The 24728-nt window shown below is 47.7% G+C and carries 25 protein-coding genes; 8 read left to right on the top strand and 17 right to left on the bottom strand.

Annotation, left to right across the window (positions count from 1 at the left end; translation table 11 throughout):
* Positions 1-12 precede the first annotated feature (12 nt).
* Both EP073_RS12165 and EP073_RS12160 read left to right on the top strand, forming a co-directional pair.
* Positions 13-897, top strand: coding sequence for a nucleotide-binding protein (locus tag EP073_RS12165; RefSeq protein WP_128467436.1), 885 nt, complete (start codon positions 13-15; stop codon positions 895-897).
* An 11-nt stretch (positions 898-908) separates the two neighbouring features.
* Entirely contained in the window at positions 909-2753 is a 1845-nt protein-coding gene (locus tag EP073_RS12160; RefSeq protein ID WP_128467435.1) for a chemotaxis protein CheW, read from the top strand.
* A gap of 1970 nt (positions 2754-4723) precedes the next feature.
* On the opposite strand, the gene rpsI is transcribed toward EP073_RS12160, so the two are convergent.
* The 9 genes from rpsI to EP073_RS12115 all read right to left on the bottom strand — a co-directional run bounded on the left by rpsI (position 4724) and on the right by EP073_RS12115 (position 11683).
* Entirely contained in the window at positions 4724-5113 is a 390-nt protein-coding gene (rpsI, locus tag EP073_RS12155) for a 30S ribosomal protein S9 (protein WP_128467434.1), read from the bottom strand.
* 10 nt (positions 5114-5123) lie between these two features.
* Entirely contained in the window at positions 5124-5552 is a 429-nt protein-coding gene (gene rplM, locus EP073_RS12150; RefSeq protein ID WP_128467433.1) for a 50S ribosomal protein L13, read from the bottom strand.
* Positions 5553-5639: 87 nt separating this feature from the next.
* Entirely contained in the window at positions 5640-5996 is a 357-nt protein-coding gene (rplS, locus tag EP073_RS12145; protein ID WP_128467432.1) for a 50S ribosomal protein L19, read from the bottom strand.
* Positions 5993-7297, bottom strand: coding sequence for a tRNA (guanosine(37)-N1)-methyltransferase TrmD (trmD, locus tag EP073_RS12140; RefSeq protein WP_128467431.1), 1305 nt, complete (start codon positions 7295-7297; stop codon positions 5993-5995). The genes rplS and trmD overlap by 4 nt, the downstream gene beginning before the upstream one ends.
* Positions 7284-7796 (bottom strand): ribosome maturation factor RimM, encoded by a 513-nt coding sequence (rimM, locus tag EP073_RS12135; RefSeq protein ID WP_128467430.1) that lies wholly within the window; start codon positions 7794-7796, stop codon positions 7284-7286. The genes trmD and rimM overlap by 14 nt, the downstream gene beginning before the upstream one ends.
* Positions 7797-7961: 165 nt before the next feature.
* The gene (locus tag EP073_RS12130; protein WP_128467429.1) at positions 7962-8195 is read right to left on the bottom strand and encodes a KH domain-containing protein; all 234 of its coding nucleotides are present in this window, start codon (positions 8193-8195) and stop codon (positions 7962-7964) included.
* 28 nt (positions 8196-8223) lie between these two features.
* Positions 8224-8490 (bottom strand): 30S ribosomal protein S16, encoded by a 267-nt coding sequence (gene rpsP, locus EP073_RS12125; RefSeq protein WP_128467428.1) that lies wholly within the window; start codon positions 8488-8490, stop codon positions 8224-8226.
* A gap of 18 nt (positions 8491-8508) precedes the next feature.
* Positions 8509-9858 (bottom strand): signal recognition particle protein, encoded by a 1350-nt coding sequence (gene ffh / locus EP073_RS12120; RefSeq protein ID WP_128467427.1) that lies wholly within the window; start codon positions 9856-9858, stop codon positions 8509-8511.
* Positions 9859-10015: 157 nt separating this feature from the next.
* A complete protein-coding gene (locus EP073_RS12115) occupies positions 10016-11683 on the bottom strand; it encodes a SulP family inorganic anion transporter (protein WP_128467426.1) in 1668 nt (555 codons plus the stop codon).
* A gap of 127 nt (positions 11684-11810) precedes the next feature.
* Between EP073_RS12115 and EP073_RS12110 the strand changes: the two genes are divergently transcribed.
* The 3 genes from EP073_RS12110 to EP073_RS12100 all read left to right on the top strand — a co-directional run bounded on the left by EP073_RS12110 (position 11811) and on the right by EP073_RS12100 (position 14080).
* The gene (locus tag EP073_RS12110; protein ID WP_128467425.1) at positions 11811-12218 is read left to right on the top strand and encodes a hypothetical protein; all 408 of its coding nucleotides are present in this window, start codon (positions 11811-11813) and stop codon (positions 12216-12218) included.
* A gap of 166 nt (positions 12219-12384) precedes the next feature.
* A complete protein-coding gene (locus EP073_RS12105) occupies positions 12385-12723 on the top strand; it encodes a P-II family nitrogen regulator (RefSeq protein WP_128467424.1) in 339 nt (112 codons plus the stop codon).
* A gap of 28 nt (positions 12724-12751) precedes the next feature.
* The gene (locus tag EP073_RS12100) at positions 12752-14080 is read left to right on the top strand and encodes an ammonium transporter (protein ID WP_128467423.1); all 1329 of its coding nucleotides are present in this window, start codon (positions 12752-12754) and stop codon (positions 14078-14080) included.
* 90 nt (positions 14081-14170) lie between these two features.
* On the opposite strand, the gene EP073_RS12095 is transcribed toward EP073_RS12100, so the two are convergent.
* The gene (locus EP073_RS12095; protein ID WP_128467422.1) at positions 14171-15313 is read right to left on the bottom strand and encodes a sensor histidine kinase; all 1143 of its coding nucleotides are present in this window, start codon (positions 15311-15313) and stop codon (positions 14171-14173) included.
* 228 nt (positions 15314-15541) lie between these two features.
* Here EP073_RS12095 and EP073_RS12090 point away from each other — a divergent pair, with 228 nt between their 5' ends.
* Positions 15542-15985, top strand: a complete 444-nt coding sequence (locus EP073_RS12090) for an Hsp20/alpha crystallin family protein (protein ID WP_128467421.1) — start codon at positions 15542-15544, stop codon at positions 15983-15985.
* A gap of 145 nt (positions 15986-16130) precedes the next feature.
* Here EP073_RS12090 and lon read toward each other — a convergent pair whose 3' ends face one another.
* The 7 genes from lon to EP073_RS12055 form a co-directional block, all read right to left on the bottom strand.
* The gene (lon, locus tag EP073_RS12085; RefSeq protein WP_241653999.1) at positions 16131-18548 is read right to left on the bottom strand and encodes an endopeptidase La; all 2418 of its coding nucleotides are present in this window, start codon (positions 18546-18548) and stop codon (positions 16131-16133) included.
* 18 nt (positions 18549-18566) lie between these two features.
* On the bottom strand, positions 18567-18977 hold the full coding sequence (locus EP073_RS12080; RefSeq protein ID WP_128467420.1) for an Hsp20/alpha crystallin family protein: 411 nt from the start codon (positions 18975-18977) through the stop codon (positions 18567-18569).
* A gap of 4 nt (positions 18978-18981) precedes the next feature.
* Entirely contained in the window at positions 18982-19851 is an 870-nt protein-coding gene (gene galU, locus EP073_RS12075) for a UTP--glucose-1-phosphate uridylyltransferase GalU (RefSeq protein ID WP_128467419.1), read from the bottom strand.
* A 15-nt stretch (positions 19852-19866) separates the two neighbouring features.
* Entirely contained in the window at positions 19867-20658 is a 792-nt protein-coding gene (gene amrB / locus EP073_RS12070) for an AmmeMemoRadiSam system protein B (RefSeq protein WP_128467418.1), read from the bottom strand.
* Complete coding sequence (locus tag EP073_RS12065; RefSeq protein ID WP_128467417.1) at positions 20637-21452, bottom strand: hypothetical protein; 816 nt, start codon at positions 21450-21452, stop codon at positions 20637-20639. The genes amrB and EP073_RS12065 overlap by 22 nt, the downstream gene beginning before the upstream one ends.
* Before the next feature lie 2 nt (positions 21453-21454).
* Positions 21455-22456, bottom strand: coding sequence for an aminofutalosine synthase MqnE (mqnE, locus tag EP073_RS12060; RefSeq protein WP_128467416.1), 1002 nt, complete (start codon positions 22454-22456; stop codon positions 21455-21457).
* An 88-nt stretch (positions 22457-22544) separates the two neighbouring features.
* Entirely contained in the window at positions 22545-23501 is a 957-nt protein-coding gene (locus EP073_RS12055) for a tetratricopeptide repeat protein (protein ID WP_128467415.1), read from the bottom strand.
* A gap of 161 nt (positions 23502-23662) precedes the next feature.
* Between EP073_RS12055 and EP073_RS12050 the strand changes: the two genes are divergently transcribed.
* Both EP073_RS12050 and EP073_RS12045 read left to right on the top strand, forming a co-directional pair.
* On the top strand, positions 23663-24346 hold the full coding sequence (locus EP073_RS12050; protein ID WP_128467414.1) for a hypothetical protein: 684 nt from the start codon (positions 23663-23665) through the stop codon (positions 24344-24346).
* Between the two features lie 12 nt (positions 24347-24358).
* Complete coding sequence (locus EP073_RS12045; protein ID WP_128467413.1) at positions 24359-24721, top strand: hypothetical protein; 363 nt, start codon at positions 24359-24361, stop codon at positions 24719-24721.
* Positions 24722-24728 lie beyond the last annotated feature (7 nt).

The following is a 24728-nucleotide window of genomic DNA, read 5'->3' as shown; positions in this document are numbered from 1 at the left end:
TTGCGGGGAGTTATGGCTGAGATAGTTTCCGTTGCCAGCGGTAAAGGCGGAGTAGGCAAGAGTTTTTTTTCCGCGAATATAGCTATGTCGCTCACTGCGGCAGGGAGAAGGGTTCTTCTTGTTGACGCGGATCTGGGCGGCGCGAATCTCCACGATTTTGTCGGGCTTAAGCTTCCGGGAACAGGGCTTTATAATTTTCTGAAGGAAAGCTTCCGCATCGGCGACATCATACAGAAAAGCCCCGCGGGGGTTGATTTCATTGGCGGTACCGGAGATGTTCTCGGTATGGCTCATATAACCAACTACGAAAAACTGAAAATACTCAACAGACTTAAAACCCTTGAATACGAATATGTTGTAATGGACCTTGGTGCTGGGACAAGTTATAACATGATAGATTTTTTCAATTCTGCCGATAAAAAAATCATGATAATGAACAGTGAACCCACCTCTCTGGAAAACTCTTACGGCTTTCTGAAAATAGCTCTTTACAGAAAAGTCGAGCAGCTCTTAAGAAAGGACTACCGCTTCGCCGAGATATGTAAAAAAATACGCAGCAAGAGCATGAACTTCCCCAGCCTCGCCTCAATAAGAGAGGCAGTGAGAGAAATTGATCCCGCCTATGTGCCGAAAACGGAGGAGATCGCTTCCTCATATAAGGTGGGGATAATCCTGAATATGCTGAAAACCAAAAAAGAGCTTAATGTTTTTTACGGTTTCGAAACCGTTGCGAAAAAATACCTTAGTATAGATATTGAAAAAATAGGTTTCATACCTTATGATGTTAAGGTAAGCGAGAGCATTAAGCTCTTAAAGCCTTTCTACACAAGCCTCGTCAGCAGGGAAGTGAACTCCTGCATTGATGACGTAAGACAGCAGCTTCTCGCAAAGCTGTAAAGGGGTGTTCAATGAGCAATCTTAAGCCGGTAAATCCTGCTGGATTGGATGAAGAGTTTGATTCACTTGAAGAAGGAGAGATAATCCAGCTTGTAGGTCTCAAACTCGGAGATGAGGAGTACGCCATAGATGTTCTCAAGATTCAGGAGATCATCCGCACAGTGGAGATTACCTCCGTCCCGCGGACTGATTCCTTCGTTCTAGGGGTGATGAACCTCAGGGGCAAGGTTATTCCTGTTGTGGATCTCAGGGTAAGGTTCAATCTCGACAAAATGGATTTCGATAAAGAGACGAGAATCATCGTCGTTCGTTTTGATACAGAACATATCGGTTTTGTTGTTGATGAGGTTACGGAAGTTATCCGCATCAGCAAAAACATGGTTGACCCCACCCCTCCTCTTGTAGGTTCCATCGGTCAGGAATACATTCTGGGAATCTGCAAATACGATGACAGGCTTATAATTCTTCTTGATATAGATACTGTTATAGCCGAAGGCAAAGCGGTTGCCGAGAGCGATCTGAGAAGACGGTTCCTCGGACAGGCGGCAATAGAGGCGAAGCCTGTTGTCAATTATGATGACGTTGCCGAAGCGGTTGAAAGTGAAATAACCGATGAGGATGAGACCGGATCTGAAGAAGCCGCCTCTGACGATGATTCATCTGACGACGCTCTTGACAGCATTGATGACCTCATTGCCAAGGAGCTTGCCAAAAGAGAGCAGGAAACAGACGAGCTCAACAAAAAAAAGCTGACGCCCGAATTCCATGAAGCTGAGGGGGATGCGGACGTTGAAGATATACTTAAAGACGCACTCAGCCAGAGCGACCATGTGGTGAGCGGAGACGAAGGACACGTGGTTCAGGACGAACTTGACGCCCTCATTGCGATGGAACTTGCGAAAAGGGAAAAAGAGACTGACGATCTTAACCGCCAAAGAAAAGAGCAGGAAAAAAAAAATGAAAAATTAGGGGAAGAGGAGTTTAACGTGTCCTCTTTCTTCGCTGATCAGGCAGCGGAAGTCGCTGAAGCAGAAGAAAACACCGCCGAAGCCGTTAATGAAGAGTTCTTCGGACCATCCATGGAGGAGCTTCTCACTGCTCAGAGCACAACAGTCGCTCTTGATGATCCTGAAACTGTTCAGACGGACGATATAGACGATATTCTCCGTGAGGCTGAGTCTTTTGAAGTCAGAGACGAACCTGCGGCTGCCAAATTCAGAGATGAACCCCCTGCTCAGGCAGTGAAAGGGATGTTTATTGAAGCGGATTCTCTTGAAGAACTCAAACACCTTTCAAAGAAAATAATCAACGGTGACGCAGTTGATCTTGGCATTGACATCAAAGGCGAAATCGGCGAGCTCCTCAGATTAATCCTTGATACTAAAACCAAGGTCGATGAAGTTGACCCCACGATTGTCATGTCCAAAGAGAGCATGCCGGTTGTTGTGCAGTCCCTTGAGCAGGTGAACGAGAAGACAGAGGAAGCCACCATGAACCTCATGGAGGCGGCAGACAAAATGACCGCTTTCTATTCACAGTTCCTCAATGATATTGAGGATTTTGAAGACCTTGTCTACAAAAAGGATTCCAAAGGACTGCTGAAAAGCATAGATCATATTGAGTCGGACATATCACTGGCTGAAAATCTCGGTTTCGGCATCCTCCATGCTCTTGAGTTTCAGGATATAACAGAGCAGAAACTCAGAAAGGTGATCAAGTCTGTTGAAGAAGTTGGGGCAAGAATAGGCGCCATACTCGGCATCATAAAAGCCAAAAAAGACGAAACAGGCGAAAGCATAAGCGGAGCCACGCAGGACGATATAGATATGCTTTTGGCAGAATTCGGACTGAACTGAACACTCAAAAAATGCAATATTCCCACAGCCGCTTCCTGCGGCTTTTTTTATGCGGTCGAAGGCAGAACACCACACTTTTATGCGTGGCTGAATGAGCGTTCTCCGCTTGCGGAAGCAGCGTAAACTAGGACTTAAAAAGAACCTCCGTTTACCCGATGGTATCTATGCCTGCGGACAGCACAGCGCTTTTGAGAATTGATTTTAAGGTAATTGATCTGACTTGTGTCATGGAATAAACACACCCTCTTTATTAGCGAACCGCACATGTCCCCGTGAGCCTGAGCAGCTTTCTTCATCTGTCAATATGTATTCGTGAAGTGATGTTTAGTATTTTTGAGTGGAATTATGCGTAATATTGCTGACTGTGATTCCAAAAAATGAAAATTTTTCTTAGAAGGCTCAAACTGTCTAAAATTTAGCCGATCTGCGGGAAGCCTTTTCACAAGCAAATCCGCATCATGAAAAAGTTTGATTTAAACAACTATTCCACAAATCTGTGGAGAAAAAAAAGCTTGACATGCTAAACCCCCTGATAATCAGCCCTCATTGTATGTGGCTGATACAATAGGATATAATCTGATATATTCTGTGATCGCTGTATACAGGGCATTTTGGACTGAAAATTATCAACATAGTTTCAACATCGTTCAGCGGTAAATTACACATTAAAGAAATGCAACTAAATGAAAAATTGTATCATTAGAAAACCTAATAATATCGCATAATTCTAATATCTCAATATTAGAGGACAAGGGTAATTATTTTTTTGCGTATTTTGATTGCCTAAAAATGAGTCACTTAAGCTCAACGCCAGATTTGAAGGGGTTTTTACATTTATCATACATAATTTTCAATACAGATTCCACAAATCTGTGGAGAAAAAAAAGCTTGACACGGGAAACCCCGCAGTAATATTGAATATGTTATAAGTTACGGATAACATGTGGAAAAAACGCATGTTAAGTTATGTTAAGCAGAACTTATTGTAATGTTGAGACTTTTTTTTCCACACGCTTTCCACATAAGGATTGTTGAAAACTCGACAAAAATTATTACATACTTTCAGGCGTTCAAATAACGTAAATCCAATATTTCCTTAGCATCCGCAGGGATCCGTGTCTGTCTGGATATTGATAAACGTAATCAGAAAGCTGATTATTTTTGTCTGTTGAAACAGACTTGAAAATGTGCGGCTGTTTCTCCGCCGGTTAATCAATATTTTTTTTAATATGCGTCCATCATGCCGCTGGATAATTGTGAGATCCTTCGGCTTCCCAAGGATGGGGTTGCGCCGTGCGAAGCGAAGGCGGGTTTATCCCGCCGCGAGCGTGTACATGAAACTGACAGGATGTACAGTTTCATGTTATTAAAACTGACGTATACAACTCCAAGGATGGAGTTGCGCCGTGCGAAGCGAAGGCGGGTTTATCCCGCCGCGAGCGTGTACATGAAACTGACAGGATGTGCAGTTTCATGTTATTAAAACTGACGTATACAACTCCAAGGATGGGGTTCCGCCGTGCGAAGCGAAGGCGGGTTTATCCCGCCGCGAGCGTGTACATGAAACTGACAGGATGTATAGTTTCATGTTATTAAAACTGACGTATACAACTCCAAGGATGGAGTTGCGCCGTACGAAGCGAAGGCGGGCTTATCCCGCCGCGAGCGTGTACATGAAACTGACAGGATGTATAGTTTCATGTTATTAAAACTGACGTATACAACTCCAAGGATGGAGTTGCGCCGTGCGAAGCGAAGGCGGGTTTATCCCGCCGCGAGCGTGTACATGAAACTGATAGGATGTGCAGTTTCATGTTATTAAATAGTTCGCGATGACACGGGAAACCTTGCAGCTCCGACAATGGAGTTGCTGCGGGTGAAGCAAAACAACATAGATATTCATTTTTCTGAACTATCACAAAAAAAAGGAGCCGTTTCCGGCTCCTTCTGAGTGTTTTTTTTGGCAGTGATTAACGTTTGGAGAACTGAGGGCTTTTCCTTGCTTTGGGAAGACCGGGTTTCTTTCTTTCCACGGCTCTTGCATCCCTTGTGAGGAAGCCTTCTTTTTTGAGGGGAGCTCTGAATTCGGCATCAAATTCAGTGAGGGCTCTTGCGAGACCGTGTCTGATAGCTCCTGCCTGACCGCCTTTACCGCCGCCTTTTACAGTAACAAGAATGTCAAACTTCTTTTCAACATTCAGTTTTGCAAGGGGCTGAAGGCTGATCTGAATCAGTGACTCCCTCTGGAAATAAGCTGAGGGTTCTTTTCCGTTGATAGTAACAGCACCGTTTCCGGGTTTTATGAAAACTCTTGCGATAGAGGTTTTTCTTCTACCGGTTCCGTAGTTGTATCCAGCCATGAACTGCCTCCTAAAGCTCTAATTTTTCAGGCGTTTGAGCCTCATGGGGGTGAGCTTCGCCGCTGTAGATTTTAAGCTTCTTAAGCATGGCGCTGCCGAGCTTAGTTTTGGGAAGCATACGTTTAACGGCAAGTCTGATAACGTCCTCAGGCTTTTTATCAAGCATTTCTTCAAGTCTTCTTTCTTTAAGACCGCCGATGTAGCCTGAGTGTCTGTAGTATTTTTTGCTGACCATTTTATCGCCTGAAACTGCGAATTTCTCGGCGTTAATGACAACAATGAAGTCTCCCGTGTCTATAGTGGGAGTGTACTGGGGTTTATTTTTCCCCATAAGGATCATGGCTATATTACTTGCGAGCCTGCCGAGAACGAGTCCGTCAGCATCCACAAGGAACCACTTTTTTTCGAGGTCATCAGGTTTTGCCCAATAGCTCTTCATTTTTACATCCTCTTTATTACAGCCGCCCGCAGCTCAAAAGAATCGCGGGCATTTGCGGAAATTCGTTAATTTCTTCCAAGCCGGAGCTTAGAAGCCTTTCCTGCGTTCTTTGATTCTCGCAGCTTTGCCCTTGAGGTTTCTCATGTAGTAGAGACGAGCCTGTCTTACTTTACCTGCACGTTTAACCTCAACGCTTTCGATTCTGGGTGAGTAGAAAGGGAAAATCCTTTCCACACCTATGTCGCCCACCATCTTTCTGACTGTGAAAGTGGATGAAGCGCCGTTTCTGTGGATTCTTATTACAAGTCCTTCGTAAGGCTGAACACGTTCCTTGTTTCCTTCCACGATTCTGAAGTTAACCTTCACAGTATCGCCGGCACGGAAAGAAGGAAGTTCCTTTTTCATCTGTTCAGCTTCGATTGACGCGATCAGTTTGTTCTTCACAACAGACCTCCTGAGTTCCTGTTCAATCTGTCCAGTATTATTGCCACAGCGCTCCGCACGGAAAGGTGATTAAACTCACCTGTGCCGTCAATAGGCTGGAGTATATTATCCGCCATGCGGAAAATATCTTCCGTGAAGCCCCATCCTGTACCGAACATGAGAAGGCATGGTTGGTTGAGGGTGGCTTCCGCCAATTGCGGATAGCTTATATTGGCTCTATCGGTTCGTGCGGTAGTGGCAACAATGCGGGGTCGTTGCCCTTCCACACGCTCGATTTCTTCCAAAACTTCCATCAGGCTTTCCTTTAGGGCTGTGCCCATGAAAGCCTGCTTTCTGTTTGCGTTGTAAGTCGCGCCGTAGCCCTCCAGCCAGTGGTCTATGACCCTGCCTGCGATTTCACGCTGAGCTGAAAGGGGGGTGACTACAAAGTATTTTCTGACACCGTAGGTGGTGCAGCTTCTGGAGATGTCGTGCAGATCCATATTTGTGATGGATGTGGCGACGACATCCTTCTCCTTATCTTTCATAGGATAATGAAGAAGAGCTACATATAACCTTCTGGATTTTATTTTGTCAAGTGTTAGTTTGCGTAAAAAAGCTCTGTCATGATCATTCAGCGGGGCTTCACGAAGAAGATCCGGTCTTCTTTCAAAGGTGAGTCTGAGTGACTGCTCTCTTCTCCAGCGGTCTATCTCAGCGTGGTGACCGTTAGTAAGCACTTCCGGCACGCTGAGACCTTCGTATTCAGCGGGTCTTGTATAGTGCGGATATTCCAGCAGACCTGTGGAGTAGGAGTCTTCAACGGGAGAGTTTTCATCACCCAGAACGCCCGGGATAAGTCTCGCGACTGCATCTATTATCGTTATAGCCGCAAGCTCTCCGCCTGTGAGTATGAAATCTCCGAGAGAGATAGATTCGTCCACGACGAGATCGTAGATTCTTTCATCCACGCCTTCGTATCTGCCGCAGATGAAGGTGAGGCTTTCATATTCCAGAAGCCTTTCCGCATCCTTCTGGCTGAAGGTTTTTCCTCTCGGGTCAAGCATGATCACACGTGTGGAAGGGTCATTTGCCTTAACAGCTCTGACAGATTCCACAACCGGCTCGGCTTTCATAACAAGCCCGTGTCCGCCGCCGTACTGACAGTCGTCAGTGGAACGGTGCCTGTCGTAGGCGCATTCTCTTATGTCTACAGGGTTTATTTCAAGAATGCCCTTGTCCGCCGCCTTGGAGACGACTCCGAAGGAGAGGGCGGACTCAAACATTTTCGGGAAGATTGTGAGGATGTTATATATCTTCACTTACAAGTCCCGCTCTGTCGACGGTGATCCGTCTGTTTGCTGTATCTATTTTAAGCACATGATGCTCGTTGTTTGAAATCATCCAGCTTTTGCCGCCTTCGGTGATTACGAAAACATCGTTGCTTCCGGTTTCTAGGTAATCTGTGAGTCTTCCGATATAAATTCCATTTTCATCAACAACTTCGGCGTTGTCGATTTTGTGCCAGTATATATCGCCTTCACCCTCTTCGGGCAGGACGTTCTCCGGTATAACAACCTCAAGCCCTTTGAGAGCTTGGGCTTTTTCCTTTGTGTCCACGCCCTTGAGCTGCATGAGTATGGCGCTGCCGTGCTCATGTACGGATGTTATTTCGTATGAGCCTTTGACTGTTCCGCTTTTGGCGGTCATAAGATATTCCATATCCGCGTAAATCTGCGGATTATCCGTGTTGGGAGCTATCTTAACTGTTCCGTCCAGTCCGTGCGAACCGGTTATAAACCCGACTCTGATAAAATTCATTTTTAACCTTGGAATATAAAAGACTTATGTTTTCAAAAGAGGAAGCCGCTTTTAAGGAAAAAATTCAGCCGGAGTTTTCTCCGGCTGAATTACCGTTGTTGTTCAAATGCCGTATTCCTTTTATCATCAGTCCCGCCGACTGACTATACAAGGATGTTTCCGGTATTAATCTTCGAGGATTTCCAGAACCACTTTTTTGCCTGCCTTAACGCCTGAGGCATTGAGGATAGTTCTTATGGCTTTTGCGGTTCTGCCCTGCTTTCCGATTACCTTACCGAGGTCGCCGTTGTCCACGCGAAGTTCAATGATAGAAGCTTTTTCCCCTTCAACTTCTTCGATTCTGACGGCGTCCGGTTTGTCCACGAGCGATTTGACGATGAATTCTACAAGTTCCTTCACGGCTTCACCTCTTCTGATATAAATTTACTCAGGCACCGGTTTCGTGGAATTTTTTTATAATACCTTCTTTTGAAAGAAGATTTTTAGCGGTGTCTGTGGGCACTGCGCCAACTTTAAGCCATTTGAGAGCCTTTTCCTCATCGATTTTAACTTCCGCGGGCTCAGTAACGGGGTTGTAGTACCCAAGGATTTCGATGAAGTTTCCGTCTCTTCTCTCTCTGCTGTCTGCTACCACTATTCTGTAGAAAGGTCTTTTTTTGCGACCCATTCTCATGAGTCTGATCTTTGTTGCCACTAGATGTACCTCCGTGATTTACATATTTTTAAAAATATCTTTCATATTCATTTTGCTCAGGTCTTTGCCGGAGCCTAATTTTTGTTTCATTCGCTTCATCATTTTGTTCATCTGCTCAAGCTGTGTGCAGAGTTTGTTGATTTCGTTCACCGACGAGCCGCTTCCTCTGGCTATGCGCTTTTTCCTGCTGGAGTTGAGGATTTTCGCGTTTTTGCGCTCATGAGGAGTCATTGACTGGATGATAGCCTCTATGCGTTTAATCTGCCTGTCGTCCACGTTCATCGGACCCGCAGCCGAGAGTCCGGGTATGAGCCGCATAATGCTTTCGAGGGAGCCCATACGTTTTATCATCTTAAACTGCTTCAGCATATCTTCAAAATCCATACCTTTCTTCTGGATCTTGCTGGCGAGGTCGTCCGCCTCATCAGGGTCTATGGCGTCCTGAGCTCTTTCAACAAGGGAGACAATGTCGCCCATGCCGAGGATTCTGGATGCCATTCTGTCCGGATAGAACTGTTCAAAGTCTTCCAGTTTTTCGCCTATGGCTATGAATTTAAGGGGTTTGCCCGTAACTTCCTTGATAGAGAGCGCCGCGCCGCCTCTTGCGTCCCCGTCCATTTTGGTGAGGATGATGCCTGTGGCGTTCAGCTTGTCATTAAAGGTCTTGGCGACAGTCACAGCGTCCTGTCCGGTCATAGCATCTGCTACGAAAAGGATTTCATCTGGATTAACAGCGTCTTTGGTACGCACAAGCTCGTCCATGAGCGTTTCATCAATATGGAGACGACCTGCGGTGTCTATAATCATAAGATCTTTTGCTGTTTTTTTCGCGTAGGCGAGGGCGTCCGAGGCGATTTTCACCACGTCCTTAGTGCTTCTGTCCGTGTAGACATCAGCCTTGATCTGCCTGCCGAGAATCTCAAGCTGATCGATCGCAGCCGGTCTGTAAACATCCGCAGCGACAAGAAGAACAGACTTGCCGCTTTTCATGAAGAACCTTGCCAGCTTGCCTGAGGTGGTTGTTTTACCCGCACCCTGAAGACCCGCCATCATAATAATTGTGGGCGGTTTAGAGTTGAGGTTTATTTTGGCGGCGGCATCGTCGCCGCCGAGAACATTAACAAGCTCGTCATGGACTATCTTTATGAAAACCTGATCGGGTGTGAGGCTTTTGAGAACCGCTTCACCGAGGGCTTTTTCGCGAACATTTTCTATGAACCGTTTCACTACTTTGAAGTTGACATCCGCTTCCAGAAGAGCGATGCGCACCTGTTTCAGGGCATCCTGAATGTTCTCCTCAGATATGCGAATCTGCTTGCGCATACCCTTAAATACAGCGGTGAGTTTCTCATTCAAAGTGTTGAACATTGTCCGTTTTTACCTTCCTGACACTTTAGGGCGCAAAAATACGCACCTTTCCCGTGTGGATGCGGGAACTAAAATTTATATGTGAAAGGGGCGGGTCTGTCAACCGCTTTTTATGCCGCCCTTCTCAGAGCGGCATTTGCGGTTATTTTGAGGCGCTCTATTCTTTACTCATGATCTCTTCGGCTCTGATGAGAGCCTTGGAGATATGGTCAGTGACGTTCTTCTCGCCTATTTCATTCAGAAAGCCGAATTTTCTCAGAGCCTTGTGAGGCTGCTCCTGAACACCGGAAAGCACGAGAGGCACATTGTGATTCATGCACTTGTGATGAAATTCCTCAAGTGCGTGTATGCCGGTTGCGTCTATAGCGGGAACCTTGCGCATCCTTAATATAAATACTTTCGGAGATTTCTGGAGGTAGGCGAGCATCCCCGCCAGCCTGTCCGCCACGCCGAAGAAGAAGGGACCGTCTATCTCGTATATCTCAACACCGTCGGGAACATTATAAAGAGAAATTCTGTCGGGATCGTATTTGTCCTCATTTCCTCCGTTGCCCGTGAGGTAATCCACATGGGTAACATCGCTCATGCGCTTCATGAAAAGGAGTGCGGCAAGAACAACGCCGACCTGAACGGCGACTGTCAGATCAACCAGCACAGTGAGGAGGAATGTGAGCACAAGCACGCCGCTGTCGCTTTTGGGAGCATTGAGCAGCCTGCGGAAGCTCTTAAGTTCGCTCATATCCCACGCAACCACAAACAGCACGCCGGAGAGGGCGGCAAGAGGAATTTTTTCGGCAACGTCAGAGAGAAACAGGACAAAAATCAGGACTGTAAATGCGTGAATAATGCCTGATACAGGAGTTCTCGCTCCTGTTTTTATGTTTGTCGCCGTTCTGGCTATGGCTCCCGTTGCCGGCATGCCGCCGAAGAAGGCGGACATGATGTTTGCCGTGCCCTGCGCGACAAGCTCTGTGTTTGACCTGTGCCTGCTCCCTGTCATACCGTCCGCCACCACTGCGGAAAGGAGTGACTCTATTCCGGCGAGCAGGGCTATTGTTATGGCATCGGGGAACACGGCGCGAATTTTTTCTATGCTCCATGAGGGTATCTGAGGCATGGGAAAGCTTGTGGGAAGTGCGCCGAAGCGGTCGCCCACTGTTTCCGCGGGGATGCCGAATATCCACGCTGCCGCGGTAAGAGTGAAGATCGCCGCGACATGGGCGGGAATCTTCGGCGCGAACCTGCGCACAGAGACGATTATTGCCACTGTGGCTATCCCGACACCCGTCGCCGCAGGATTGAGCGTATGGAAGCTGAAGAAATACTCCATCCATTTCTCATGAAATTCCGGAGGCAGTTTCTCAATGGAAAGCCCGAAGAAGTCCTTAACCTGAGTGGAAAAGATTACAAGGGCTATGCCCGCGGTAAAGCCTGTGGTGACGGGATAAGGGATAAACTTAATATACGAGCCGACTCTGATAAGTCCAAGTATAATAAGGAGTATCCCCGCTATCACAGTAGCGAGTACGAGTCCGTCGTAGCCGTGCTTCTCTATCACGGCATATATAATAATGACAAACGCTCCGGTGGGTCCGCCTATCTGGTAGCGGCTGCCCCCTAGGAGTGAGATGAAAAAACCTGCGATAACTGCGGTAAAGAGCCCTTTATCGGGCGTGGTTCCGCTGGCGATTGCAAACGCCATGGCAAGGGGGATCGCAACGATGCCTACAGTGAGTCCGGAGAATAAGTCCCGTCTCAGTGTTTCTGCGCCGTAACCTTTTTTAAGTTCGGTGAGCAGACTGGGTTTTAGTGATGTCCTGTCCATACCTGCACCTGAAGTTATATTATAAGTTGAGAAGCATACTCCTCATTATTTAAAACTGCAATATCCTTAAAGAGTATAATCTCAAAACACCTATTGAAAAAGACAGCAAAGGTATTATTTTATTCTTATGAAAAATTTAATACTTTTATCCGTATTTTTAATGCTTATGTCATGCGCCCCGAAGGATCCTGAGATTATTAAACAGGGCTCTGTCTACGATATTCGCGGCTTTGAGCTGAAGCTTGAGGAAGGCGTTCTCTCTGTGAAAAACACTTACTTTGAAAAGGTTTCCAGACTTCAGATAAGCGCTGAATATGTAAAAGGTCAGGATGTCGTGGGCTCCTTCACCAGCGTGGGTCTTGCTCTGGAACCCGGGGACGTCAGGGAATACAGGCTGGTTATCCCTCAGGGCACGGAAAAAGTGAAGGTCTCATACAGAGAATACCCTTACGGCGAGGGAGACACGGCTATGTTTCTGCCGAATATCGGCAAGCTGGGCAAAACGGGCGCGGTTTATTTCATGCTTAATGAATAACTTCCTTTTCAGTTCTGTTTTTAGTCACTAGGTGATTAAAAAATAATCACCACCTTCCCGTTCAGTTTTTTCAATAATCCTTAAACATCTGTTATTAATCGTAAAACCTATCTTGGCATACCTGTTGCTTTCTTTAAGAGTATCACCGGAATAAGGAGGAGTTTTTATGAAGCTGATAAAAGCGATCATCAAGCCTCACATGCTTGAAGAAGTTAAGGAAGCTCTCGCTGAGCTTGGAATTACTGGTATGACCGTATACGAAGTTAAAGGCTACGGCAGACAGAAAGGGCACAACGAACTTTACAGAGGCGCGGAATACCGTATAGATTTCGTTCCCAAAATTATGATGGAAGTAGTGGTTTCCTCCGACATCGCGGCGAAGGTCGTAAAAACCATAAACGATTCAGCTAAAACTGGCAAAATCGGTGACGGCAAAATATTCGTAATCCCTGTTGAGGAATCCGTAAGGATCAGAACAGGTGAAACAGGAATAGAGTCGCTTTAATTTGCGCATACAGGTGCAAGGAGGATATATGAAAAAAATTATTATAATGCTCGGACTGGTGCTTATGGCAGCGTCCGGCTTCGCAGACGACGAACCTCTCACTCTTGAAGGGGTTCAGGCTTCCGTAGATGCGGTACAGGCAAACGCAGACTGGCTCTGGACACTCATTGCCGCTTTCATGGTCTTTTTTATGCAGCTTGGCTTCGCTATGGTCGAAACAGGCTTCACCAGAGCAAAAAACGCCGTTAACATAATTATGAAAAACCTGCTGGACTTCTCCATGGGCGCGATCGGATACTGGGCAGTGGGCTTCGCTCTTATGTTCGGTGCGACTACTACAGGCTTTTTCGGTACTGAAGGCTTTTTCCTTTCAAACTGGGACATGCAGGATCACTGGACACTCGCTTTCTGGATTTTCCAGACAGTTTTCTGCGCCACAGCGGCTACAATAGTTTCAGGAGCTATAGCAGAGAGAACTAACCTTAAGGCGTATCTCCTTTTCAGCCTTGCAATGACTACAATAATCTATCCCATATTCGGAAGCTGGGCATGGGGCTCGCTCTTCCACGGTGAAGGCTGGCTTGAAGGCTTCGGCTTCATAGACTTCGCAGGCTCCACAGTTGTTCACTCCGTGGGCGGCTGGGCTGCTCTCGCCGGTGCGATAGTTGTCGGACCGAGGATCGGTAAATTTGCTAAGGACGGTTCGGCAAGAGCCATCCCGGGGCACAACATACCTCTTGCTACAATAGGAGTTTTCATACTCTGGTTCGGCTGGTACGGATTCAACGTGGGCTCGGAAACCGCCGCGGACACAGCGCTGCCTCTCATAGCTGTCAACACCACTCTCGCTCCTGCGACAGCCGTTCTTGTTGCTCTTTTTACCACAGTTATTCTTTTCAAAAAATTTGACGCTGGCATGTCTCTCAATGGTGCTCTTGCGGGTCTCGTGGGAATTACCGCAGGCTGCGCTAACGTCACGCCCGCTTATGCGGTGCTCATCGGTGCTGTTGCCGGGCTGCTTGTTGTGTTCAGCGTAATCTTCTTCGATAAAATCAGAGTTGACGACCCGGTGGGCGCAATCTCGGTACACGGCGTATGCGGTGTGTGGGGTACTCTTGCGGCAGGTCTCTTCAACTATGACTTTGAAGCAGGCGGACTCAGCCCTGTAATACTGCCTCAGATAATCGGCATAGTAGCCGCTTTCGTATGGGCATTCGGCATATCCTTCATCGTTTTCAAAATCATCAACATCTTCATCAAAGTCAGAGTTTCTGAAACTGAAGAACTTGAAGGTCTTGATAAACACGAACATGGTGTGGATGCTTACCCTGAATACGCTAAATCACTTATAAAATAACAGAATAGCATAGAATAGTCTGCCTGAGGGCAGACTACCTGACCGTTACATTGCCCTCTTTCCGCCACGGAGAGAGGGCTTTTTTTGTTTTCAGGTCAGGGGAAGTGAGACTGTGAACACGGCTCCTGTGGCGGAGTTTTCCACACTGAGGGTTCCGTGCATTTTGTCTTCGACTATGGTTTTGGAAAGATAAAGCCCGATTCCGGTTCCGTTATCATTTTTGGTTGTGAAATAGGGCTTGAACAATTTTTTCATGACTCCGGAGCTGATGCCTGTTCCGTTGTCTCCGATGCTGATGGTACATATATTTGCCATACTTGAGATTTTAATTTCGATAATTCCTTTTTCCGTCCTGAATTTTTCATCCTTTTCCCTTCTGTGGGTTATTGCGTCCTTTGCATTCACTATAAGGTTGAGGATAACCTGTTTGAGCTCGTTACGGTAGCCTATGGTCTCTGCGCTGTCATTTTCTGAAGTCAGGCATACAGTTATATTACAGGTTTTAAGCTGCGGATCGATTATGGAGATAATCTCCTCCACCGAGTCCTTTATTCTGAATTTATGCGGTGTTTTCTGGGGGATGAAGAAGCGTCTGAAATCATCCACTGTGGTGCTCATGAAAAGGATCTGGGAGTTGATGGCGTCTATATGCTCTTCGACGGAATCGGCGTTCAGCTCGCCGTGGTCAAAGTCGTCCCCTATGGTCTGCGCTATTATGGCGAGAGTATTGAGCGGCTGTTTCCACTGGTGGGCTATAACTCCGAGCATCTCTCCCATAGCAGCCATTTTAGACTGCTGTATCAGGAGTTTTTCCTGTTTTTTCTGTTTATTTTGAAGTCTTTTAATTTTTGATATATTCTCAAAGAATGCAATGAAAAGCTTACCGCTGACGCTCAGCTCCGAAATACAGACTTTCAGATAAAGCTTTTCCTCATGGACATTGTGAGCCTTGAGTTTTGCCGTTTTTCCGTCCGGTTCTTTCAGCAGTTTTTTCATTGTCGGAATGCTTTTTGGAGTGAGCAGGTTCATTATGTTGTCAAATGTGAGGGAGTTTTTCTTCTGGGCGAACACCTTACGGAAGTTTGAGTTTGAGCGGAGTATGTTCCCTTTTTCATCCAAAACGCAGAAAGCCGGACTGAACAGACGGAAATATTCAGCCGCAGCCGCCGCTGCGAAGTTTTCCGGCATATTATCGGCATGTCTGGAATCGTTTGTCTCCGTGTCGCTTTTCAATGAAATGCTCCGTTTCTTATCGGATAGTTAGATACACGCTAACTTATTATTTGTAAATATCATATTACCCAAATTACGTAATATAGAGAAAAGCACAGAATTAGCCAGAATATAATTATATGTTCCGATAAAAATCAGCATGACTTATTTGTATAAAATAACTTGACACGAGTAGGCTAAGATATATTTTTTATATTGTAAAAGCACAATGCTCATGGAGGTGGAAAAATGCTTAAAAAACGTGATGAAATTTTCTTCTCTCCCTTCAGAAGCCTTCTGGATCTCAACAGGGAGATGGGCAGGTTTATGGACAGGTTCGGTGACGGTGAGTCCATGCCCGGTGGGTTCAGACCCGATGTGGATATTGTGGAAAAGAACGGGCAGCTTGTAGTGACCGCGGATCTCCCCGGAATGGAGGAAAAAGACATCGAAGTTGTCATCAATGAAGGTGTGCTCATCGTAAAAGGTGAGAGAACCGAGGAAAAAGAAGAAACCGAAAAGGGCTTTCACAGGCGTGAGAGGGTGTTCGGCAAATTTGTGAGGCAGTTTGCGCTGCCCAAGGGTGCAGACGCTGAGAATGTGAAGGCAGTTTTCAAAAAAGGAGTTCTAGAAGTCAGAATTCCTCTGAAAGCTGTGGCTGAAGAGAAGAAAATACAGATTGAAGCGAAGTAAAGCAAAAAAGCCCCCGAAAAACCGGGGGCTTCTGATTTCTGGTCAAAGGCGCAAAATCTGAGACTGCCTTGCCTCTTTGCTTCTTGCGGTGACGTAACTTGCTGTCATTGCAAATGAAGCGAAGCAATCCACTCCATGCGTTATCTTAAGCCCGCTTTTCGGCAGTCTTTCTGCTTGCTCTCGGTTTTTTCTCCGCCGGAGCCTCTTTTTCCTCAGCAGGTTTGGGCGGAGCGGGAAGCAGAGCTATTTCAGTCACTTCCTCAAACTTCTCAACAGGAATTATTTCCAGAGAGCTTTTAACATATTTAGGCATGCTGATAATATCTTTCTCATTCTTTTTGGGAATGATTACCTTGGTTATGCCGTGTCTTTTGGCGGCGAGGAGTTTTTCCTTGAGCCCGCCGATGGGGAGCACCTTGCCTGTGATGGTTATCTCTCCTGTCATTGCTACGGATTTATGAATCTGCCTCCCCGTGAAAACTGAGAGCAGGGCGGTTCCCATGGTGATGCCTGCTGATGGACCGTCTTTGGGGATGGCGCCTGCGGGCACGTGCACGTGTATATCGAACTTATTGAAATCTTCCGGATCAACGCCGTATCTGCCGGCAATTGTTCTCACGTAAGTGTATGCCGCCCGTGCGGATTCCTTCATAACATCCCCAAGCTGTCCAGTGACGAGAAGGTTTCCCTTGCCCTGATATTTGCTGCATTCCACGAAAAGAACCTCACCGCCGACGGGTGTCCACGCAAGACCTGTCGCCGTGCCGACTTCGTTCTCCTTCAGCTCGTCCTCACCGATGTATTTTACTGCTCCGAGAAATTTTTCGGCAATTTTCGGGGTAATGTGGAAAACCTTGCCGTTCCCCTCCACAATTTTGCGTCCGACCTTGCGGCAGACTGTTCCTATGCTGCGCTCAAGATTTCTTAAGCCGGATTCTCTGGTATAGCTTTTGATAATGTGCATTATCGCCGCCTGAGAGAATTTTATCTGCTCAGGTGTAAGCCCGTTATCCTTTATCTGTCTGGGGACAAGGTATTTTTCTGCTATTTTCAGCTTCTCTTCCTCTGTGTAGCCGGGGAGCTGGATAATCTCCATCCTGTCACGCAGGGCGTGAGGAATGGGGTCAAGGTAGTTCGCCGTGGTTATGAACAGCACCTTGGAGAGATCAAACGGCACGCCGAGGAAATGATCTACAAAATTAACGTTCTGCACAGGATCAAGCACCTCAAGAAGTGCGGACGCAGGGTCTCCTCTGAAATCGCTGCCGAGCTTGTCTATTTCATCCAGCATGATGAGCGGGTTGTTTGTGCCTGCGGTTTTCATGCTCTGAATTATCTTGCCGGGCAGGGCACCGATGTATGTTCTTCTGTGTCCTCTGATTTCCGCTTCATCTCTCATACCGCCGAGGCTCATGCGGACATATTCCCTGCCCATGGCGCTGGCGATGGATTTTCCGAGAGACGTTTTACCCACTCCGGGAGGTCCCACGAAGCAGAGGATGGGGCTTTTCATATCCTTTTTCAGCTTACGCAGGGCAAGGAAGTCAAGAATGCGCTCCTTCACCTCTTCCAGACCGAAGTGGTCGTCATTGAGGATCTGTTTGGCGGTTTTGAGATCCAGCTTTTCCTTGCTGGCTTTGCTCCAAGGGAGCTCCACAAGCCAGTCGAGGAAGGTTCTCGCCACTGTGGATTCGGCGGAATCAGGGTGCATGCGGGCAAGGCGTTTGAGCTGCTTATCCGCTTCTTCGGCTATTGCTTTTGGCATCTTGGCTTTTTTAATCTTCTTTTCGTATTCTTCTATCTCTATCTGAAAGTCGTCCTCTTCGCCGAGCTCTTTCTTGATAGCCTTGAGCTGCTCACGGAGGAAGTATTCCTTCTGGCTTTTGTCTATTTCACCCCGAGCCTCATTCATGATCTTCTGCTGAACCTCAAGGATCGAGATCTCACGTGTGAGAAATTCGCTGACCTTTTTCAGGCGTTCAATGGTATCGTCCTCTTCCAGAACCTCTTGCGCCTCATCCATTTTGAGACCGAGGTTGGAGACTATTATATCGGCGAGTTTGCCTGCGTCATCTATTGTTTCGATCACGGCCAGAAGGTCGGGAAGCATGGGCTTGCCGAGGCTTACAGCGTTGTGAAGCTGCTCTTTTACGTGCCTTATCAGCGCTTCCGAGGCGAGGTTGTCTTCGCCCGGCTCCTCACTGAAAGTGCTTATTCTCACCTTCGCGAAGGGCTTCATCTGCACATATTCTTCAACTGTTGCCCTTTTTACACCCTGAACAAGAATTTTGATTCTTTCATCAGGCAGTTTCAGCATGCGCAGAATAACCGCCACAGTGCCTATACGGTTTATCTCATCCTCCGCCGGTTCCTCCTGCGAGGCGTCCTTCTGGCAGGCGAGAAATATAAGTCTGTCCGCACTGAGAGCGTCATTTACTGCCGCTATGCTGCTTTCTCTGCCTACAAAGAGAGGCAGAACCATATATGGGAAAACAACTATATCCCTCACAGGCAGCAAGGGTAATTGTTCCGGTATTTTTATATCCGATTCAAACTGTTCCACTTCACCCTCTCCTGTATTTCAGTTTTCTGTTTTTATCAGCGTTACCGTAAGAACACCGTTCTTCAGCATCGCCTGAGTATTGTCCTTATCCACGGGAAAAGGAAGCTGCATTATCCTCTTGAAAGGCGCAAACTCCCTTTCGGCGCGGATGAAGAAGATTTGCTTATCCGTACAGTACCTTTTTCTTATTCCTTCTATTATAAGAAGATTTTCGTAAAGATACACAGTAAATTCATCAGAGGTCAAACCCGGCAGTTCCGCTGTGATTATGACCTCCTCTCCTCTGATCATCGCATCCAGAGGAGGGGTTCCCGTTTCTGCTATGGGGCTCTTGGTACGCTCCATAAGCTTGAGAAGCTCCTCCACTTCCTTCTTCATCAGTCCGTGGATGAAGCGTATCTTCGATATAGAGTCGCCTTCACTGCTCATTATTTCACCTTGTTCTGCAAAGAACCGACATTAAGTTCATCATGGCGTCTTTGGTGTCTTCCCTTGAGAGGGCAAAATGGACTGTGGCTTCAATAAGTCCGTGCTTGTTGCCGCAGTCAAACCTCTGCCCTTCAAAGCGGTAGCCGTAGACGCCGCTTTTTTCCGCAACCGCGTGTATAGCGTCCGTTAGCTGGATTTCGTTGCCGGCGCCTGCCGCTGTTGTTTCCAGCTCATCCATTATTTCCGGCGTAAGAATGTACCTGCCTATTATGGCAAGGTCGCTGGGCGGATTTGCTTTCGGTTTTTCCACCATGTAGCCGAGCCTGTACAGCCTTTCATCTATCTGTTGTTCCACTTTGACTATTCCGTACTTGTGGGTATCGGCAATTGGGACCTGCATTATGGAGATAACCGGCGCCTTCACCTTGTCAAATTCCCTTGTCATTTCCCCTATCACAGATTTCCGCGCGAGTATTATATCATCCGGCAGAATAACGGCGAAGGGCTCACGCCCGACAATATCCTTAGCGCAGAGTACGGCGTGTCCCAATCCTCTGGGCTCTTTCTGACGAACGTACACGACATCGCACATATCAGAAATCTTGCGAACCTCTTTCAGCAGTTCTTCCTTTCCGGCTTCCGCAAGTGCAGTCTCAAGGTTCGGGTCACGGTCAAAGTGGTCTTCCATGGACTTTTTTGTGCGCCCCGTCACGAAGATAATCCGCTCTATGCCGCCGTTCAGGGCTTCCTCCACCCCGTATTGAATCAGGGGTTTGTCAATAAGCGTCACCATCTCTTTGGGGATAGCCTTTGTTGCCGGCAGGAGCCTTGTTCCGAAGCCTGCCACGGGGAAAACCGCGCTTTTTACCTTCATCGCATCATCCTTGATTTATTTATGAAAAATAACGCCGGCATAGCCGACAACTCTGTCATAATCTCCGCTGACGAAACCGCTGTGAGTGTGCTCGGTGAGCTCCGCTTTTGTGCAGCCCCTGAGCTTGCAGTAGCTGATCGCGGCGGCGGCGGGCACTGCCCCGCACATAGAAATATTCATCCCTGACACAGTTACCGCAAGCGCTTTTTCGTCAAGCGCCAGAACAGCCTGAAGAGCGGCTCCGTCCTTTCTTTCGGTTGCGGACGCATTCTCGAAATGATTCATGTCCGAGCTGACAACCACAAGAGTTTTATCATCGCAAACTGACGCGAGCAGCTCACCAAGAGCCCTGCATGTCTCGGTGCTCAGCCCCATCATTGTCACCGGGGTTATTCTCACGTTCGGATTTAAGTATTTTAATATAGGAACAATGACTTCCAGAGAATGTTCATTGATATGCGCCGCGGTGTCTGCCGTGCAGAGATGCGAGGCTGTGAGCTTTGACGCAGTTTCCGAGTCGATAGCCGCATCGCCGAATGGAGTTTCCCAGCTTCCCTCCGGATAAACAGAGATACGCGCGCCCAGCCCTGTATGGTTGGGACCCATAAGAATAACTTTATCGGGGATGTTCACTCTTGAAGCGGTGTTTACCGCTGTTCTGCCTGAGTATATCCATCCTGCGTGGGGGAGCATAACCGCGAGAGCCTCACACAATGGAGCGCCGGACATATTTTCTGAAATAAACCCTTCCGCCTCTTCGGGCGACGCGGGATAAAAGAGCCCTCTTACCGCAGCTTTTCTGAACATAACAGCTTACCCGCCTTTTCATACCATAAATCGGGCAGCTTAAGGGAAAGGCTGAAGTAGCTGAAATCGTTCAGCAGGATTATACGTTTGTCTATCACCTTATATGCCCAAGGCTGCCTGTTTCTTGATATTACCAGTTCTTTAACTCTCTTGAAAGAGAACTGTTTCAGCATGGGGAATGATTCCGCCAGTGTGTTGATATGCTCGGTGTTCTTTCTGCCTATGGTTATCAGTCTGTTCCCGTGGGCGCAGACCTCAAGCCTGTCGTTTTTTGTGAAAACAACAAAAAAATCGTTCCCGAAGGCTTCCTTAAGATCGAAATCCGTATCGTACATCTGCATTTTTTCGGTTCCGCTCAGTGATTCCATATAGCCTGTGACGATGAACGACTTGGGATATTCACTCAGGAGAGTCTGGTGGGTTACAGACTCATCCTGTGTGCTTTTTATATCGTGGGAGTATATTCCCAGAGTTTTCATGAGACAGAGGTCGGTTATATTTCCGTGCTCAAAGCTTTCTCCGAGATTCGCGAGCTCACCCCGGATTTTCCCTCCGTAGAGAAAGTTGAAGATGTTCTTCTTCATTTTCATGCAGAAATCGGCGGGAACTTCCTCAGGGTTTGCGTTCTTTCTGGCTGTTGAGTAGGTTCCGCCGTGGAATATATGAAGATTAGCGGAGGTAATGGGCGGAAACTGGTTATTGGAGGCGATCCGCACGCTTCTGCCGGAGAATTTCACATAATCCGCCACTTTCAGCAGGTTCGGGGTGGGGTTGAGGAATATGAACTCTGCCATAATCAGTTTATAGTCCCGTAGAAGGCATTCCGCTTAACAGGCTCAAGCCCCGCTGAGGTTATCATATTTTTCAGTTCGTCCTCCGTGAGTCCGGCACTGCTTTTCGCGCCGGCGGCATGGGTAATATTCTCTTTAATTATTGTTCCGTCCAGATCGTCAGCGCCGAATCGGAGGGCAGCCTGTGCTGTTTTTTCGCCGAGCATAACCCAGTATGCCTTTATGTGGGGCACATTGTCCAGCACAAGGCGGCTGACGGCAACAGTCATAAGGTCATCCATGCCTGTTGCGGGTTTTATATGGCTGAGGAAGGTGTTCTGAGGGTGGAAGGAGAGGGGAATAAACGCAAGAAACCCTCCGGTTTTCTCCTGAAGCTCCCTGATTTTTTCAAGGTGGCGCATCTTGTCCTCTCCGGTTTCTATGTGACCGTAGAGCATTGTGGCGTTGGTAAGAATACCTTCCTTATGGGCGGTTTCGTGCACCTCAAGCCATTTTTCAGCGGGAATTTTTTCGGGGCAGATCTCTTTTCGCACTCTCGGCTCGAAGATCTCGGCGCCGCCGCCCGGCATCATCTCAAGCCCGGCTTTTTTGAGGGCACTCAGCGCATCTGAAACAGAGAGTCCTGAGATTGAGGCGAAATAGTCTATCTCAACCGCGCTGAAAGCTTTGATGGTTTTTTCAGGGAAGGCTGTTTTAAGCCCCCTAACCATGTCTGTGTAGTAGCTGAATTTTTTGGAGGGGTGCAGACCGCCGACTATATGAAGCTCGCTGGCGTTCGGAGCCTTGGCGGCGACATATTTTATGATGTCGTCAACATCCATGAACACGGCGGATTCGTCGCCCTCATCCTTCGCAAAGGCGCAGAAACGGCACTTGCTCACGCATATATCAGTATAGTTTATATGGAGGTTATTAACGTAAAAAACCTTTTTGCCCCACATTTTCTGCCGGAGCGCATCGGCTTTTTCGCCCGTAACCAGAAAATCTTCTTTAAAAAGATTGTACATACGGCTTAGATTTCCTTATCAGCAGATTATCTTACGGAAGAAAATAATACAGTCTGAAAATTAACATACCTTGCCTTTTCGGGCAACCCTATTTATCTCGTCTGTATTTTATTCCCTTACCGTACATTTCCTTCCAGACCCTCAGTCCGTCCACCTCCACAAGATCTTTTTCCTTGGAGATTTGTTCATCAATGACGGAGACTGCCTTGTCAAACTGATCATTTTCGGCGAAGGCGGCGGCGAGGCGCACAGCGTTTTCGTTATCCGGTTTGAGGGCATACGCCTTGCGTCCGTAGATTACCGCCTTTGCTCCGTCTCTGAAATAAGGATCGGGGTGAGTGGAGAGAACCCAAGCCGCCTCAGAGAAGGCTTTTTCCATGTTATGATCGAGGATCAGAGCAGTTTCCAGATCCTTTATGCCGTCTCCGGTTTTTGATACGGCAAACAGTATCTGCGCCCGCTGAAAATAGGCTTCGGCATTTTTCGGATCAAGCTGTATCGCACGGGTCACATCCACTATTGCCTGCTCAGGGCTGCCTGCTTTCATGTATGCCTTTGACCTGCCGAGGTATGCCTCCGTGCTGTTTTCCTGAGCCTCTATTCCTCTGTTGAGGTAGAAGAAAGCCTGCTTGGTGTTCCCCAGCTCAGCGTATGCCAAGCCAATGAGAGTGTTGGCGCGGGCGAAGCTCAGGGGCTTCTGCGTCAGGGCTTCATCCAGCTCCATAATCGCTTCATTGTATTTCTCTAGGATGAAGAGAATCTCGCCTCTTTTATAATGCAGGTAGGCTGTGTTTTTATTCCTGTTCACGGCTCTGGTGTATTCGTAGAAAGCCCTGTCGTATTCCTTCATGGCGAAATAGGCATCGCCGAGAAGAGCTCTGTTTTCACCTGAGTCATGCTCCTGTACGGCTTTTTCCAGATAGCCCGCCGCCAATGGCGCGTTTCCGGCGGCAAGCGCCTCCCGACCGTTCTTCTGCAATTCCAGAGCCGCCTTAGGCGCGCACGCAGCCAGAGCGGCGGCAAGGATCAATACATAAAGTCTCATAATATCTCCTATTCAGCTTCATTAATAATATTACCCCTCGTTCACAAATAACAGAAGTTTTTTAAAAGAAATTCAACAATGTTTCTTTGTAGTTGTTACACATAATAACAAGTAATATTTGTGGAACGTTTATATTCCCTCATCGGCTAAGGAGGAATGTGATGATTCTTGAAATGGCTAAAACAGGAAGATACGGCGAGGTAACCCTGACCGAGGCGGATCTGGAGCAGATGGAGAAAAGCTTCGGCGGAAAGGTTCCCGTGACTGTGGGACACGAAATAGCCGGAGATATGCCCGCCGCCGGATGGGTAAAAAATATCTGGGCGGAGAGCGGCATCCTCATGGGTGAGGCAGAGCTGGGTGACTGGCTGAAGGAAGCGTACGGCAGGGGTGAGTACCGCAACTGGTCAATCGGAGCGAAGAGAGACGCCGACGGCAGGCTTTACCTGCATCATCTTGCGTTTTTGGGCGCTCTGCCGCCCAAGATACGGGGACTTGAAGTTGTTGAAATGGGCGACTGCGACGGTGTGATTACCTTCTCCGGCGAGATACCCGCCTATTTCAGCGAGCTTGAGGCGCTCCGTCGGGAGAAGAGGGAAAAGAGGCTCACCGAGCTGAGAACTGCATGCGAAGGGAGAATCCCCGCCGCAAAGCTGGAGCTTGTGATGGAGTTTGCGGAAAACCTTGAGGGTACGGTGAACTTCTCCGACGGACACGGAGCGGACGCTGTGAGTGTGCTTAAGGACGTGTTTTCGTCACTGCCGGAACCGGTGAGGGCGGGGAAAATGAATCTTCCCGAAGCCCGTGCGGCGGCGGATACGAAAGGAATCTTCGGAAAAATTTAAGGAGAGGAGAAAATGGCAAAGTTTGACGGAGTAATCGACAGGCGCGACATGGGTTCCGCCGGAGTAATCGACGGACGCCACCCTGCGGTGGTGAAGGTAATGCCCTTTATGCCCGACAACGGAAAAATCGAAGCGGGGGAGATAATCGCCCTCAACAGCGAAGGCAAGGCTGACTTTTATGACGCGGAAGACGAAGGCACACTCAGAGAGCCCGTCGGAGTGAGCATCTTCACCGTGGATACGGGCAAGGACAGTCTCGGCAGCGTCCTTGTACACGGCACTGTTATCAGAAGCGCGCTTAAAAACAACGGCATAAAGGCGGAAGCGGCGGCTGTTAAGGTGCTGGAAACAAATACGCAGATATGGGCGTTTTAGGAGGTTT

Source organism: Geovibrio thiophilus (assembly GCF_004087915.1).
GTDB classification, from domain to species: Bacteria; Chrysiogenota; Deferribacteres; order Deferribacterales; family Geovibrionaceae; genus Geovibrio; species Geovibrio thiophilus.
The sequence above is the reverse complement of the archived record's forward strand: the minus strand, read 5'-3'. Positions and strand labels throughout refer to the sequence as shown.